Source organism: Rudanella paleaurantiibacter (genome assembly GCF_009184635.1).
GTDB lineage: Bacteria > Bacteroidota > Bacteroidia > Cytophagales > Spirosomataceae > Rudanella > Rudanella paleaurantiibacter.
The window spans coordinates 132,757-146,210 of the sequence record NZ_WELI01000002.1 but is presented as its reverse complement, the minus strand read 5'-3'; the positions used below and the strand labels follow the sequence as shown (position 1 = coordinate 146,210).

Sequence of the window (13,454 nt, the reverse complement as noted above, 5' to 3'; positions counted from 1 at the left end):
AAGATGGCGACTGTAGAAACCAACCTCGCGACAACGGCTCACATTGCTGAGCACGAGCACCACGAGCCGCAGAGTTTTATACGCACTTACGTCTTTTCTGAAGATCACAAGACTATTGCGAAGCAATACCTTATTACGGGTATCGTTTGGGCGATCATTGGCATTAGTATGTCAGTTATCTTCCGTCTTCAGTTAGGGTTTCCCGACATGAATCTTAGCTTCCTTAAGCCGATTCTCGGAACCTGGATTAACGAATCAAACAAGCTCGATCCGAACTTTTACCTGGCCCTTGTAACAATGCACGGAACCATCATGGTGTTCTTTGTATTGACAGCTGGTTTGAGCGGCACGTTCTCTAACTTCCTGATTCCACTTCAGGTTGGAGCGCGTGACATGGCATCGGGCTTCTTGAACATGTTGTCATACTGGTTTTTCTTCTTGGCCGGTTTGCTCATGTTTGTGTCGCTCTTTATTGAGACAGGACCAGCTGCAGGTGGTTGGGTTATTTATCCGCCCCTTAGTGCTTTGCCACAAGCGCATATCGGTTCAGAACTGGGTATGACACTTTGGTTGAGCAGCATGGCCTTGTTTATTGTGTCGCAGCTGCTGGGTGGTATTAACTACATCACAACGGTTATCAACCTGCGTACGCGGGGTATGTCGTTCAGCAAGTTGCCGCTGACAATCTGGGCATTCTTCCTGACGGCTGTACTTGGTCTGATTTCATTCCCGGTACTTCTTTCGGCTGCTCTGTTGTTGATTTTCGACCGGTCATTTGGTACGAGCTTCTACCTCTCGGAGATTTATATCAATGGTGAGGCACTGCCAAACGTAGGTGGTAGCCCAATTCTGTTCCAGCACTTGTTTTGGTTCCTGGGTCACCCTGAAGTTTACATTGTGATGTTGCCTGCCTTGGGCATCACATCAGAAATTATCGCGACCAATGCTCGTAAGCCAATCTTCGGCTATCGTGCCATGATTGCGTCAATGATGGGTATCGCATTCCTGGCATTTATCGTATGGGCACACCATATGTTTGTAACAGGTATGAACCCGTTCCTTGGCTCAATCTTTATGTTCTTGACGCTCATTATTGCTGTACCCTCAGCTGTAAAGGCGTTCAACTACATTACAACGCTCTGGCGTGGTAACATCCGGTTTACGCCTGCGATGTTGTTCTCGATTGGTCTGGTATCATTCTTTATCTCGGGTGGTGTTACCGGTTTGATTCTGGGTAACTCAGCTCTGGATATTCAGTTGCACGATACGTACTTCGTAGTTGCTCACTTCCACCTTGTGATGGGAGCATCGTCTGCCTTCGGTCTTTTGGCTGGTGTTTACCACTGGTTCCCAAAGATGTTCGGTCGGATGATGAACGATAAGCTGGGGTATGTTCACTTCTGGATGACCTTCATTGGTATCTACTGTGTGTTCTTCCCAATGCACTACACAGGTATTGCTGGCTTCCCGCGTCGTTACTACGCGTTCACAAGCTATGACTACACGAAGAACATCTTTGCTGACATGAACTCGTTCATCAGTATTGCTGCCATCTTTGCGTTCGGTTCACAATTCCTGTTCCTGTACAACTTTGTGTATAGCATGTTCTGGGGTAAGAAAGCTACTCAGAACCCATGGAAATCAAACACGCTGGAGTGGACTGCGCCGATCGAGCCGGGTCATGGTAACTGGCCAGGAGAAATTCCTGCTGTATACCGTTGGCCATACGACTACAGCAAGCCTGGTGCGAAGGATGACTTTATCCCGCAAAACGTGCCTTATTCACAAACTCCCGAGTCAAACCTTCCGCATGAGAATGAGTTGATTGGTTTGGAGAAGGAAATCGAGGCTCAGAACTTAAATGATCAGTTTAAGCAACCCCATTAAGTTAAAAAATGAACGGCAATTCCGGAGACTGGCTCTTCTGACAGTTGCTACCATCTACCTGGTTATCTTGGCGGGTGGTATTGTCAGGGGAACCGGCTCCGGGATGGGCTGTCCTGATTGGCCTAAATGCTTCGGGCAATGGGTCCCTCCGACGGATGTGTCTCAACTTCCGTCAAACTATCAGGAAATCTACAGTCATCGGGGTTACGCCGATACAGTCTTTAACCCGGTCAAGACGTGGATTGAGTACGTAAATCGACTCTTAGGCGTACTGACCGGGTTCTTTATTTTCCTGACCTTTCTTTCCTCCCTACGCTTTTTTAAAACAGATCGGACCATTACGGTGCTTAGCTTCGCGGCATTCATTTTGGTCGGCTTTCAGGGATGGCTGGGCTCAAAAGTAGTGTCGAGCCTGTTAGCACCCTGGATGATTACCCTACACATGCTGGTAGCTATAGTGATTGTAGGGGTACTGCTTTATGTTACGGCTCGATCCTATTCGGGGGTTATTCCAAAGGATACGATTCGCAGCAGAGCCTTTGTAAACCGTTTTCTTATCCTGAGTTCGCTTGTGTTGCTTATACAGATTCTGTTGGGGACACAAGTTCGTGAAGAAGTTGATTACGTTGCCGAGCGTTTGGGTAATGCCAACCGCGATCAATGGGTTAACTACTTCGGTATCAAGTTCATTATTCACAGATCATTTTCGTGGATTGTGGTTTTGACGCAGTTACTCTGGTATTGGCGGTTCTACAGAGAGCAAGAGGGAGGTGTGTTGTCTGCTATGGGCAAATGGGTAATGGGCTTGACTTTGGCACAAATTGCGACTGGTATTACGCTATCTCACTTTGGAATGCCCGCTTTCGCTCAGCCTATTCATTTAACCATAGCGATCATAGCTTTGGGAATACAATTCATCCTCATTTTGTTGTTGAATAAAGAAGTTGTGTTTTCAGAGCAAAGAGTACCATCGGAAGGGAAAGAAGTGCATACAGCATGATGACGGTAGAGGAAAGAAAAGATTCGACGAGGGTACGTTGGCGAACCAAGATCAAAGCCTATGTGGAGTTACTCAAACTCCGTTTGGCCGTGATTGTCGGTCTGTCGGGCGCGCTTGGATACATGCTGGCTACCAAAGAAAGCTATAACGCAGGCATGATTCTGTTGTTTAGCATCAGTGGTCTGATGATTACAGGTGCTGCCAACGCAACAAATCAGATACTGGAAATTGAGCTAGATCGACTGATGAATCGGACAGGCACTCGTCCCTTACCTTCTGGTCGGTTAAGTAAGCGAAGCGCGTTGTATTTCGTTGGTGTATTGCTGTTTGTTGGTCTATTAACTCAAGCACTGTGGTTTAATCCGCTGACAGCTGCGATATCATTCGTTTCGTACCTTTTGTACAGCTTCGCCTACACCCCGCTCAAGCGAGTTGGTCCAATTGCTGTGTTTGTTGGGGCTATTCCCGGAGGGCTTCCACCACTTATTGGTTGTGTAGCTGCGAAAGGAACAATTGATCTGGAAGCAATCGTACTATTCGGTGTTCAGTTCATCTGGCAGTTTCCACATTTTTGGGCTATTGCGTGGGTGTTGGATGATGATTATCGCAAAGCTGGGTTTCGATTGTTGCCATTGGCAAACGCCAAATCGTACAATACAGCACTTATTGTACTTGTATTTACGCTGGTCTTATTACCTACGAGTGTTTTGCCAACGCTATTGGGCTTCACAGGAGTAGTTTCAGCCTGGGTGAGCATAGTGGCTGGTTTAGCTTTTCTCTACCTAAACTTCCGCCTGGTTAAATTAGGGACTGACCGGAGTGCGCTACAGCTGATGTTTGGTTCTTTTCTGTATTTGCCAGTAGTTCAAATTGCTTATGTCTTAGACAAAGTGTGACATGAAAGAGGAGTTGGAAAGTATCGACTATACAATCGAAGAGCCTGAAGAGACGCTTTCGATGAACCCTAAAAAGTTCATCATGTGGCTTTTCATCGTAAGTATTATAATGCTGTTCGCAGCCATGACGAGTGCCTATCTGGTACGTCGGGCAGAAGGCAACTGGCTTGAATACACCATACCGGCTGTGTTTTCGTACAGCACTGCAGTACTGATTTTTAGTAGTATCACCATGCATCTTGCGTACTGGGCTGCAAAAAAAGACCAGTTCAGTCTAATGCGTTTGGCGATAAGCATTACTTTTGTGGCCGGAATTGCTTTCCTATACATGCAGTTCCAGGGATGGGTGCAGTTGGTTGACCAGAAGGTGTTCTTTGTGGGGAATCCAGCGGGCTCGTTTATGTATGTGTTTACAGGTTTGCACGCATTTCACATAATATCGGGACTGATTGTCCTGCTGTTTGCGCTGAGAGCTGCTTTTCGCTTACACATTCATGCCAAAAGTTTGGACCAGATTGAGATTGCTGCTACATACTGGCACTTCTTGGATGTTCTCTGGTTATATTTGTTCGCGTTTTTAATCTATTTCCATTAATCTGTGGCGTTTCAGCGCCAAACTTTATCTCACGCATGGCGACGACTGTGACAACGGGGTCAACGACGACATTCGACAAGAAAACCTGGATGGGTGGTGTCGAACCAATGAACGCGAGCTATGGTAAGCTGATGATGTGGTTTTTCCTCATCTCGGATACCTTCACGTTTTCGGCTCTTCTCGTAACGTACGGCTTGATCCGATTCAGCTTCCCAGCCTACGACCCGGCTATTCACGGAGCTTTCCAATTCTCAAATCTCTACTGGCCAATCCCAGAGAAAGTGTACAACGCTGTGCCGTTTCTGCACGGTATAGATGCACCGCTGGTATTCGTTGGTTTGATGACTTTTGTTTTGATTTTTAGTAGTGTGACAATGGTACTTGCTGTTGAAGCTGGTCACCGCATGGATCGCGCTGATGTGGAGAAGTACATGCTCTGGACCATCTTGGGTGGCTTTGCCTTCCTCGGCTGCCAGGCATGGGAGTGGTCACACTTTATTCACGGTACTGAGCAGGGAATGCAGATTAAAGAGTTGGTCGGTGGCGAGTGGGTTACCCGCACTGTTTTCGGTGCCAACTTGACCGAGAATCAGTACGGTCCTGCTGCCTTTGCTGATCTGTTTTTCTTTATTACAGGTTTCCACGGTACACACGTATTCAGTGGTGTTATTCTGAACATTCTGATTTTCTATCGGGCAGCAACAGGTCTGTATCAACGTCGTGGCCATTATGAAATGGTTGAGAAAGTAGGCCTTTACTGGCACTTTGTTGATCTGGTGTGGGTCTTTGTATTCACCTTCTTCTACCTCGTATAATTTAAGATTTTACTACAATGTCCGATCATAACTACCATGCAGATCATAGCGGTACAGAAGTAGAACCGGCACAAACCAAAACGATTTGGAAGGTTTTCTACATTCTGGCAGCTGTAACCACACTTGAGTTTATTATTGCGTTCGCGATTGGTGCCGGCACGTTGAAGACGGCTATCTTTGTCGGGCTGACAGTCGTTAAAGCATTTTACATTGTAGGCGAGTTTATGCACCTAAAACATGAGGTGAAGAGCCTTATTTGGGCCATCTTGCTGCCTTGTATGTTTGTTGTTTGGCTGTTGATTGCTTTGTTGATGGAAGGGGATTCTATTTTCCAGCTTCGATAACATGAAACGAAATAGAAAGGCCGGGATCCTGCTGATTGTTCTGCTGGTCCCGGCCTTGGCATATATACTGCTCAAAGGATTCGGCCAAAACCACTACGGTTTACGGCGCTACATTCCGGTGATTGACTCCACAACGGGCGAACCTCTAATTCAGAAGCAGGTTAATGATTTTGGCCAGGAGGTAGAGGATACTGTGTTCAGAGTTGTTCCAGGATTCCGACTTGTGAACCAGGATGGCAGTATCACAGATAGCTCGGTTGTTAAAGGAAAGATTCATGTAGCATCGTTCTTTTTTACACGCTGTGGTACTGTTTGTCCTAGAATTTCGAGCGAGTTAACCCGGGTTCAGGATGTCTTTCGGGAAAAGGGTGAAGTTACCTTCGTATCGTTTTCAGTAGACCCTGAACACGATAAGCCTGAGCAGTTGAAAGCGTATGCCAAGCGATATGATGCTATTCCAGGAAAGTGGTTTTTTTTGACGGGTGACAAGGCTCAGATTTATAATCTGGCTCAGCACGGCTACTTCCTTCCTGTTGTTGATCATGGGGTTAGCTACGGCAGCCCCGACGAAACTTTTATCCATAGTGAAAAGTTAGTTTTAGTAGATAAAGCAGGTAACATCCGGGGGTTCTACGATGGAACGGATAAGAAGGATGTTGATCGGCTTATTCTCGAAATCCGTGTGTTACTGGATATCTACAGTAAACAATAACTACCCACTATGCAAACTGTCCAAATTGTAGAAGAAAGGAAGGCAAATCGAATTATCAATATTCTTTCGATTGCAATTCCAGTTGCGGTTGCTGTTTTACTAGGCATACGGCAGAAGGTTGATCTGGGTGACTGGACTACGTTTTTGCCACATCTGAATGCCGTCATCAATTCACTTACCTCGGTACTGCTCCTTATTGGTCTGTATTATATCAAGCAGAAAAATATTGCTGGGCATCGGGTGAGTATGCTAAGTGCATTCACACTGGGCTCAGTATTCCTGGTAAGTTATGTACTGTATCACCTTACCAATGAGTCAACAACGTTTGGTGGTCAGGGTTGGATTCGTCCGGTGTATTATTTCCTACTGGTGTCTCATATTGTTCTTTCGATTGTGGTGGTGTGGTTTGTGTTAAGAGCCGTTTACTATGCCATCTCGGGTCAGATTGCACAACATAAGGCGGTGGTTAAATGGGCTTATCCAATCTGGTTGTATGTTAGTATTACGGGTGTCATCGTTTACTTTATGATTGCACCTTACTACAATCATTAATTCAAACTAAGTCTGAGCATGAACGTTTGGTTTAAAGCGGCATTAGTGATCGCCTTGCTGTGTCTGATTGCTGTGCCAGATGTAGCCGCCCAATGTGCTATGTGCCGGAGCACTGTTGAAAGCACAGTGAGCAACGGTCGTAGTGTTGTAGCATCCGAGCTAAACTTCGGAATCGTTTACTTGCTGGCCGCGCCTTATCTAATTGTCGCAGGGGTAGCCTATTTTTGGTACCGGAACAGTAAGAAAGAATATGTCCGACGTCTCGAAATCACAAGCCGTGTTAAACGGGCTATGTCCTCAATGTAGAAAGGGCAAAATTTTTCGCAAACCGTTCTATTCGCTGACAGGCTTCGACGATATGTACGAACACTGTCCACATTGCGGATTACGGTACGAAATCGAACCGGGCTATTTTATTGGCTCCATGTATGTGAGCTATGCTTTCTCGGGCGGTTTAGCTCTTGTACTGGGATTTATCCTATTTTACTTTTTCGGTGATCCCGATGGATGGGTATACGTGGGTGTGATAGCGCCAGCTATGCTACTTATAGCACCCGTCAACTTTAGAATGTCGAGGGTAGTGTGGTTACATTTTGTAGCCGGCATCAAGTATAAGAAGGGGCTGTAAGCCCTTTTTTTTGCTTCAAACTTTTTTGTAGTTCGTGCAACCAGAAGTTCGAATCGTGCATCTTACCTGTATAAAGCAGTTTTTATGCTCCGCATTATACCTTTTTTTCAGTCAGAAACTCAATTAGTAAAGGCACTGCAGCAGAACGAAAGTCGTGCGCAGAAAGCCGTTTATGAGCGGTATGCTGGAAAAATGATGGCGGTCTGTACACGGTATATTGCAAATAGAAGCGATGCCGAGGAAGTCATGATCGACGGGTTTATGCGGGCTTACGAGCGAATTGGGCAGTTTCGAGAGGAGGGGAGTTTTGAAGGGTGGCTGCGCCGTATTATGGTAACCGAATCGCTTATGTACCTAAGGCGAACCAAGGTTTGGCGTCAGGCAATTTCACTCGACGAAGTGTCAGAGGAACCCGATTATGAGTGGGCGGATCAGGCACTGGAAACAGACGATTTACTCCGCCTGGTTGGTCAACTACCCGAAGGTTACAGGACTATTTTCAACCTATATGCCATCGAAGGCTATTCGCACCAGGAGATTGCACAAGAATTGAGCATCAGTGAAGGGACATCAAAGTCACAGTTGAGCCGGGCGCGTGCTTGGTTGCAGGCCAGTCTGGCAAAACTTGAGAAAGAAAACTATGGACAAATCAAGAGCAAATCAACCATTGGATGACTTTTTCAGGCGTAAGCTTGAGAATGCTACTGTAAAACCAAGTGCTGATGGTTGGAGTCGTCTTGAAAGCAAGATGCAGGTTAGTCGCCCGCTTACGTCAGAGACAACTACTTCCCGTGTAAGGCCGCTCTGGTATTGGTCAGCGGCTGCCGCCTGCGTACTTATTATGTTCTGGCTCAGGCCACCAATAGACAGTAAACAGCCAGATTTTAGTATAGCAAGTGGACGCAAGCCGGCTCAGGAGGTGCCTATAAATACGCCCAAGCCAGCACTTGATCGCTCCCTTGCCGTAGATAAGTCAGATGCGGTGGCTGGTATTCAAAATGAGCGAACGGTGCAGCAGAGTATAGCTCCTGTATCTGAGTCCAAGAAGGTAGCGATACCTAAAGAGCCAGTGGTTTCATCCGATCAACATCAATCAGAGGTAGTAGCCGTTGTCGAAAAGCCAGTGCCAACGGTTGAGGAAGGGCGTGTGCGCCAGATAGGTGAAAAAAATGACCACCTGGCTTACAGTAATCAAAACGAAAGTCCCCTGCCTGTGGGTGCCAAAACATCAGAAACTGAACGGACGCTTATTGTGAGCGTAGCCGAGCCGGCTTCCAGAGCTACACTTATTGATGAGCCTATTGTAGAGACGAGTTCAAGTCAGGGGATGGGCAGTAGAAAGATCAATCGCATGTTTCAGCAAATCCGACGACTGAAAAATGGAGAGGGAATAGCCAGAGCCAATCCCGATATAGAGTATGACGAGGAGAGCGGACTTTTGGACCGACTTGTTCGCACAGCACGATTTAAAGACAACCACAGTAAATCTGAAAAGCAATGAAACGATTTAATGGACTTATCCTAACTGGGCTGCTGATAAGTCTGACTGCCATCCAGACGATTGCCCGAGGCACTACCGACTCGTTAATCGTGCAGTTCGCGAACCAAACCAGGATGGTTATTTATGGCCCAAATCGGGAAGCGATAAAAAACTTGTCCAGTTATGATTTGAACAAGATTGTCCGGGAGATGGGAATGAAACTTGATTCTGTTCCTGACGGACAAACATCCATTCGGATTGAAGGCAAAGATGGCGATCGGTACCTTCGGGATACGGTGATCGTGATTACACGTGGTAAAGACGGTAAGCAAGGAGAGGAGGGAGGTATCCGAATTATTGTCCGGCGGGATGGAAAGACGGCCTCCGACTCCAATCGGGTAGATAAAGAGTATAACATAGACCGGTTGCGGAAGAAACGGAGTAACAACACTGACTGGCGGGTCAAAACCGATATTCTAGTTGGCCTTAATACACTGATTGTCCCAACGGAGTCAGGGGTTTATGATCCAGCACTATATGAGTTGCGGCCGATCGGTTCACGTTTTGTTGGTATCAGCTTCGGGCAGCGTCCGACTTTAATTAAAGGGAAAAAGGCTCGGCTCAGTATTCATTATGCATTGGAGATTAACTGGAACAATTTCATGTTTGACAACCCAGTTACTCCTGTCAGAGGGCCTAATCGAGTGGAATTTGCCACTATTCAGGAGCCTATTGATAAAACTAAGCTCACAGTTTGCAATCTGCAATTACCGGTAGTACCCCGTTTATCTTTTTATAATCAGGATGGTCGAAAAGTATTTCACTTTGGTGCTGGAGCCTATGCAGGGTATAGAGTGGATAGCTACAGTATGATCAAATACGGCCGTCGAGACAAAGACAGAGATCATGATCGGTACTTTCTGAATGATTTACGCTATGGCCTGATGGCTCATTTAGGGATTTTGAAAACGAATTTCTTTGTCAAGTATGACCTCACTCCACTTTTTCAAGCTGAAAAAGGGCCACAAGCAAGAGCGTTAAGTTTCGGTATTTCTTTGTAAGTAGCAGATAATCATTCCTAAAAGGCCACCCATATGTCAAAAGCGAGGGTGGCCTTTTTATTATTGATTAAATAATTTTTAGGCTACGTATTGACAAAAGGGATAAAAGCACTAATTTTGCAACTCCAAACCGGAACGCTGGGGCGGAAAAAGTTCTTTAATAATACCTTGGGGAGTTTCCAGAGTGGCCAAATGGATCAGACTGTAAATCTGCTGGCGTACGCCTTCGGAGGTTCGAATCCTCCACTCCCCACCCAATAGTACCAGTAAGCGGGAGTAGCTCAGTTGGTAGAGCGATAGCCTTCCAAGCTATAGGTCGCGAGTTCGAACCTCGTCTCCCGCTCTGTAATACAGTACGCGTATAATGAATAATGCCAAATGAATAATGTTTCGACTGCCTTCATTCATTAATCATTATACTTTATTCATTTAGTACCTGCCTTCTTAGCTCAGTGGTAGAGCACTTCCTTGGTAAGGAAGAGGTCGTCGGTTCAAATCCGATAGAAGGCTCAAGCCCGTCAGTGCTGATATTGGATGTTCAGTTTGGCAAGGCTGTGATAGCAAGTGTCCCCACAAGGGCACTTTCTTCGTAAATAGCAAATCATCCAAGAAAACCAATAACAGTTCATTAAAGCGTTTTTTTAAGCATGGCAAAAGAGAATTTTGACCGCTCGAAACCGCACGTCAACATCGGTACGATTGGTCACGTTGACCACGGTAAGACGACGCTGACGGCAGCCATTACGAAAGTACTCGCCGAGAAAGGCCTGGCTGCTGTTCGGGATTTCTCGTCTATCGATAACGCTCCTGAAGAGAAAGAGCGTGGTATTACCATCAACACCTCACACGTAGAGTACCAGACTGCAAATCGTCACTATGCACACGTCGATTGCCCTGGTCACGCTGACTATGTGAAGAACATGGTAACGGGTGCTGCCCAGATGGACGGTGCTATCCTGGTAGTGGCTGCTACGGATGGTCCGATGCCCCAAACGCGTGAGCACATCCTGCTTGCACGTCAGGTAGGTGTACCTCAGCTGGTTGTCTTCATGAACAAAGTTGACATGGTAGACGATCCTGAGTTGCTCGAACTCGTTGAAATGGAAATCCGCGAACTGCTGAGCTTCTATAACTTCGACGGCGACAACATCCCTGTTATTCAAGGTTCGGCCCTGGGTGGTTTGAACGGCGAGCCGAAGTGGGTTGCTACAATTGAGCAACTGATGGATGCCGTTGATTCATTCATTCCGCTTCCTCCTCGTCAGACGGATCTGCCGTTCCTGATGCCGGTAGAAGACGTGTTCTCAATCACTGGTCGTGGTACTGTAGCTACGGGCCGTATTGAGCGTGGTGTAATCAACTCAGGTGAGCCAGTTGAAATCCTGGGTATGGGTGCTGAAGGCCTCAAGTCAGTTGTAACGGGTGTTGAAATGTTCCGGAAGATTCTGGACCGTGGCGAAGCCGGTGACAACGTAGGTCTGCTGCTCCGTGGTATTGAAAAGACCGATATCCGTCGTGGTATGGTTATTTGCAAGCCAGGTTCAGTAACCCCACACCAGAAGTTCAAAGCTGAAGTTTACGTTCTGTCGAAAGAAGAAGGTGGCCGTCACACGCCATTCTTCAACAAGTATCGGCCCCAGTTCTACTTCCGTACCACGGACGTAACGGGTGAGATCGTACTGCCAGCTGGTGTTGAGATGGTTATGCCTGGTGACAACATCACTATCGAGGTAACGCTGATCAACAAGATCGCTATGGAGAAAGGTCTTCGTTTCGCTATCCGCGAAGGTGGCCGCACCGTAGGTGCTGGTCAGGTAACGGAGATCCTCGACTAATACAAAAGTGAAAACAAGTGCATTTCTTCGCAGGAATGCACTTGTTTTTTTACTAAGTTTTTGTAGTTTTGCACTCCGTTTCAACGGGGTAACATACACGGGTGTAGTTCAAGGGTAGAATAGCGGTCTCCAAAACCGTTGATGGGAGTTCGAATCTCTCCACCCGTGCCAATCTTCTACATAGATGGACAAGTTTATATCGTTTCTGAAAGCTTCCTGGGAGGAGGTTCAGCACAACGTCACTTGGCCAAAGTTCAGCGACCTACAAGCCAGCTCAACGCTGGTACTTGTTGCGTCGCTGATTTTTGCGCTATTGGTTGGTCTGATTGATTTCATCTTTGAGAACGGCCTTAACGCCTTCTATCAATCATTCTAACAGAACGTCGTTATTCGTCATTAGTCGTTACCTCCGCTTCAAGTGTAGGCTTAAGCGGTACGCTAATGACTGTATGGTGGCAATAAATGACAACGATCATGGCTGAGATTCAGTGGTATGTTATTCGGGCAGTGTCTGGACAGGAAAAGAAAATTAAGTCTTATCTGGACAATGAGATCATCCGGCAAAAGTTAGACGAGGTTATTCCTCAGGTGCTGATTCCGTCGGAAAAGGTGTATGAAATGCGCAACGGTAAGAAGCGTGTTCGGGAAAAATCTTTTTTTCCTGGCTACATCCTGATCTCGGCTGATCTGACTAACAACCGGGCTCTCGACATGATCCTGAACATGCCCGGCGTTTTAGGCTTTTTGGGTAATTCACAAACCGGTACAAACTCAAAGATACCTGTACCCCTGCGTCAGGCAGAGGTAAACCGGATCTTAGGACGGGTTGAGGAAGAAACACAGGAAGCAGCCGCACCTACGGTAGGGTACCTGAAAGGGGAGTCGGTTAAGGTAATCGACGGACCATTTAGCGGCTTTATTGGTACCGTAGAAGAGGTGTTTGATGATCGGAAGAAGCTAAACGTAGTCGTTAAGATCTTCGGTCGGAACACACCTGTTGAATTGAGTTACGCGCAAGTTGATAAAGAGGCTTAACTAAGGTTAAGTCTCGGCATTCAGGACTCGTGCTTCCCACTCGGAGTCCGTTGCCAAACTTAGAGTACCGATTGACAGATTGCTCAAATGTAATGTGACGTACGGCTGAGTTGTTTGCAATCACGATGGGCTGCACTGCGGCCATAAATTCACCAAGACAATGGCAAAAGAAGTAGGTGGCTACGTAAAGTTGCAGGTTAAGGGCGGCCAGGCTAACCCTTCTCCACCGATCGGTCCGGCGCTGGGTTCCAAGGGTTTGAACATCATGGAATTCTGCAAGCAGTTTAACGGCCGGACGCAGGATAAGATGGGGATGGTATTGCCGGTGGTGATTACCTATTACAAAGACAAGTCATTTGACTTTGTAATCAAAACCCCACCTGCACCGATCATGTTGATGGAGGCTGCCAAGCTGAAAGGTGGCTCGGCACAACCGAATCGTAACAAAGTTGGCTCAGTAACATGGGATCAGGTACGGACTATCGCGGAAACGAAGATGCCCGATCTGAACGCATTCAAAATTGAGTCGGCGATGAAGATGATTGCCGGTACTGCACGCAGCATGGGAATTACGGTGCAGGGTAAAGCACCCTGGGAGGACCAGTAAGCAATCA

The 13,454-nt window shown here is 46.7% G+C and carries 16 protein-coding genes and 4 tRNA genes; all 20 read left to right on the top strand.

All coding sequences use genetic code 11. The annotated features are described in order from the left end of the window. Window positions 1-3: 3 nt before the first annotated feature. Complete coding sequence (locus tag F5984_RS05425; RefSeq protein WP_152123271.1) at window positions 4-1,887, top strand: cytochrome c oxidase subunit I; 1,884 nt, start codon at window positions 4-6, stop codon at window positions 1,885-1,887. Continuing rightward, window positions 1,862-2,887, top strand: coding sequence for a COX15/CtaA family protein (locus F5984_RS05420; protein ID WP_152123270.1), 1,026 nt, complete (start codon window positions 1,862-1,864; stop codon window positions 2,885-2,887). The genes F5984_RS05425 and F5984_RS05420 overlap by 26 nt, the downstream gene beginning before the upstream one ends. Beyond that, window positions 2,884-3,783, top strand: coding sequence for a heme o synthase (cyoE, locus tag F5984_RS05415; protein WP_152123269.1), 900 nt, complete (start codon window positions 2,884-2,886; stop codon window positions 3,781-3,783). The genes F5984_RS05420 and cyoE overlap by 4 nt, the downstream gene beginning before the upstream one ends. A 1-nt stretch (window position 3,784) precedes the next feature. Beyond that, entirely contained in the window at window positions 3,785-4,378 is a 594-nt protein-coding gene (locus F5984_RS05410; RefSeq protein WP_019989565.1) for a cytochrome c oxidase subunit 3, read from the top strand. Window positions 4,379-4,413: 35 nt separating this feature from the next. Further along, a complete protein-coding gene (locus F5984_RS05405) occupies window positions 4,414-5,193 on the top strand; it encodes a cytochrome c oxidase subunit 3 (protein WP_152123268.1) in 780 nt (259 codons plus the stop codon). 17 nt (window positions 5,194-5,210) lie between these two features. Next, a complete protein-coding gene (locus F5984_RS05400) occupies window positions 5,211-5,537 on the top strand; it encodes a cytochrome C oxidase subunit IV family protein (RefSeq protein ID WP_152123267.1) in 327 nt (108 codons plus the stop codon). A 1-nt stretch (window position 5,538) separates the two neighbouring features. Beyond that, window positions 5,539-6,249, top strand: coding sequence for an SCO family protein (locus F5984_RS05395; protein WP_152123266.1), 711 nt, complete (start codon window positions 5,539-5,541; stop codon window positions 6,247-6,249). A gap of 9 nt (window positions 6,250-6,258) precedes the next feature. Beyond that, window positions 6,259-6,801, top strand: coding sequence for a DUF420 domain-containing protein (locus tag F5984_RS05390; RefSeq protein WP_152123265.1), 543 nt, complete (start codon window positions 6,259-6,261; stop codon window positions 6,799-6,801). Window positions 6,802-7,051: 250 nt separating this feature from the next. After that, entirely contained in the window at window positions 7,052-7,429 is a 378-nt protein-coding gene (locus tag F5984_RS05380) for a DUF983 domain-containing protein (RefSeq protein ID WP_152123263.1), read from the top strand. A gap of 84 nt (window positions 7,430-7,513) precedes the next feature. Continuing rightward, window positions 7,514-8,104, top strand: coding sequence for an RNA polymerase sigma factor (locus tag F5984_RS05375; protein ID WP_152123262.1), 591 nt, complete (start codon window positions 7,514-7,516; stop codon window positions 8,102-8,104). After that, the gene (locus F5984_RS05370) at window positions 8,055-8,930 is read left to right on the top strand and encodes a hypothetical protein (protein ID WP_185155429.1); all 876 of its coding nucleotides are present in this window, start codon (window positions 8,055-8,057) and stop codon (window positions 8,928-8,930) included. The genes F5984_RS05375 and F5984_RS05370 overlap by 50 nt, the downstream gene beginning before the upstream one ends. After that, window positions 8,927-9,970 carry an outer membrane beta-barrel protein gene (locus F5984_RS05365; protein ID WP_152123260.1) on the top strand — a complete coding sequence of 348 codons (1,044 nt, stop codon included), beginning with the start codon at window positions 8,927-8,929 and terminating at the stop codon, window positions 9,968-9,970. The genes F5984_RS05370 and F5984_RS05365 overlap by 4 nt, the downstream gene beginning before the upstream one ends. A gap of 170 nt (window positions 9,971-10,140) precedes the next feature. Then, a tRNA-Tyr gene (locus F5984_RS05360) sits at window positions 10,141-10,223 on the top strand. 17 nt (window positions 10,224-10,240) lie between these two features. After that, a tRNA-Gly gene (locus F5984_RS05355) sits at window positions 10,241-10,313 on the top strand. Between the two features lie 95 nt (window positions 10,314-10,408). Then, a tRNA-Thr gene (locus F5984_RS05350) sits at window positions 10,409-10,480 on the top strand. A 137-nt stretch (window positions 10,481-10,617) separates the two neighbouring features. Next, window positions 10,618-11,805, top strand: a complete 1,188-nt coding sequence (gene tuf / locus F5984_RS05345) for an elongation factor Tu (protein WP_152123259.1) — start codon at window positions 10,618-10,620, stop codon at window positions 11,803-11,805. Between the two features lie 97 nt (window positions 11,806-11,902). Beyond that, window positions 11,903-11,976: transfer RNA gene (locus tag F5984_RS05340), tRNA-Trp, on the top strand. Between the two features lie 13 nt (window positions 11,977-11,989). Further along, on the top strand, window positions 11,990-12,181 hold the full coding sequence (gene secE / locus F5984_RS05335; RefSeq protein ID WP_019989575.1) for a preprotein translocase subunit SecE: 192 nt from the start codon (window positions 11,990-11,992) through the stop codon (window positions 12,179-12,181). A gap of 98 nt (window positions 12,182-12,279) precedes the next feature. Beyond that, the gene (gene nusG, locus F5984_RS05330) at window positions 12,280-12,840 is read left to right on the top strand and encodes a transcription termination/antitermination protein NusG (RefSeq protein WP_027303146.1); all 561 of its coding nucleotides are present in this window, start codon (window positions 12,280-12,282) and stop codon (window positions 12,838-12,840) included. A 160-nt stretch (window positions 12,841-13,000) separates the two neighbouring features. Further along, window positions 13,001-13,447 carry a 50S ribosomal protein L11 gene (rplK, locus tag F5984_RS05325; RefSeq protein WP_019989577.1) on the top strand — a complete coding sequence of 149 codons (447 nt, stop codon included), beginning with the start codon at window positions 13,001-13,003 and terminating at the stop codon, window positions 13,445-13,447. The last annotated feature ends 7 nt before the right edge of the window (window positions 13,448-13,454 follow it).

Coding starts and splice junctions, on each gene's coding strand:
- nusG (WP_027303146.1), top strand. CDS start 12,280: ATGGCTGAGATTCAGTGGTATGTTATTCGGGCAGTGTCTGGACAGGAA.
- secE (WP_019989575.1), top strand. CDS start 11,990: ATGGACAAGTTTATATCGTTTCTGAAAGCTTCCTGGGAGGAGGTTCAG.
- F5984_RS05410 (WP_019989565.1), top strand. CDS start 3,785: ATGAAAGAGGAGTTGGAAAGTATCGACTATACAATCGAAGAGCCTGAA.
- F5984_RS05395 (WP_152123266.1), top strand. CDS start 5,539: ATGAAACGAAATAGAAAGGCCGGGATCCTGCTGATTGTTCTGCTGGTC.
- F5984_RS05405 (WP_152123268.1), top strand. CDS start 4,414: ATGGCGACGACTGTGACAACGGGGTCAACGACGACATTCGACAAGAAA.
- F5984_RS05365 (WP_152123260.1), top strand. CDS start 8,927: ATGAAACGATTTAATGGACTTATCCTAACTGGGCTGCTGATAAGTCTG.
- F5984_RS05390 (WP_152123265.1), top strand. CDS start 6,259: ATGCAAACTGTCCAAATTGTAGAAGAAAGGAAGGCAAATCGAATTATC.
- F5984_RS05375 (WP_152123262.1), top strand. CDS start 7,514: ATGCTCCGCATTATACCTTTTTTTCAGTCAGAAACTCAATTAGTAAAG.
- rplK (WP_019989577.1), top strand. CDS start 13,001: ATGGCAAAAGAAGTAGGTGGCTACGTAAAGTTGCAGGTTAAGGGCGGC.
- F5984_RS05400 (WP_152123267.1), top strand. CDS start 5,211: ATGTCCGATCATAACTACCATGCAGATCATAGCGGTACAGAAGTAGAA.
- F5984_RS05380 (WP_152123263.1), top strand. CDS start 7,052: ATGTCCGACGTCTCGAAATCACAAGCCGTGTTAAACGGGCTATGTCCT.
- tuf (WP_152123259.1), top strand. CDS start 10,618: ATGGCAAAAGAGAATTTTGACCGCTCGAAACCGCACGTCAACATCGGT.
- cyoE (WP_152123269.1), top strand. CDS start 2,884: ATGATGACGGTAGAGGAAAGAAAAGATTCGACGAGGGTACGTTGGCGA.
- F5984_RS05425 (WP_152123271.1), top strand. CDS start 4: ATGGCGACTGTAGAAACCAACCTCGCGACAACGGCTCACATTGCTGAG.
- F5984_RS05420 (WP_152123270.1), top strand. CDS start 1,862: ATGATCAGTTTAAGCAACCCCATTAAGTTAAAAAATGAACGGCAATTC.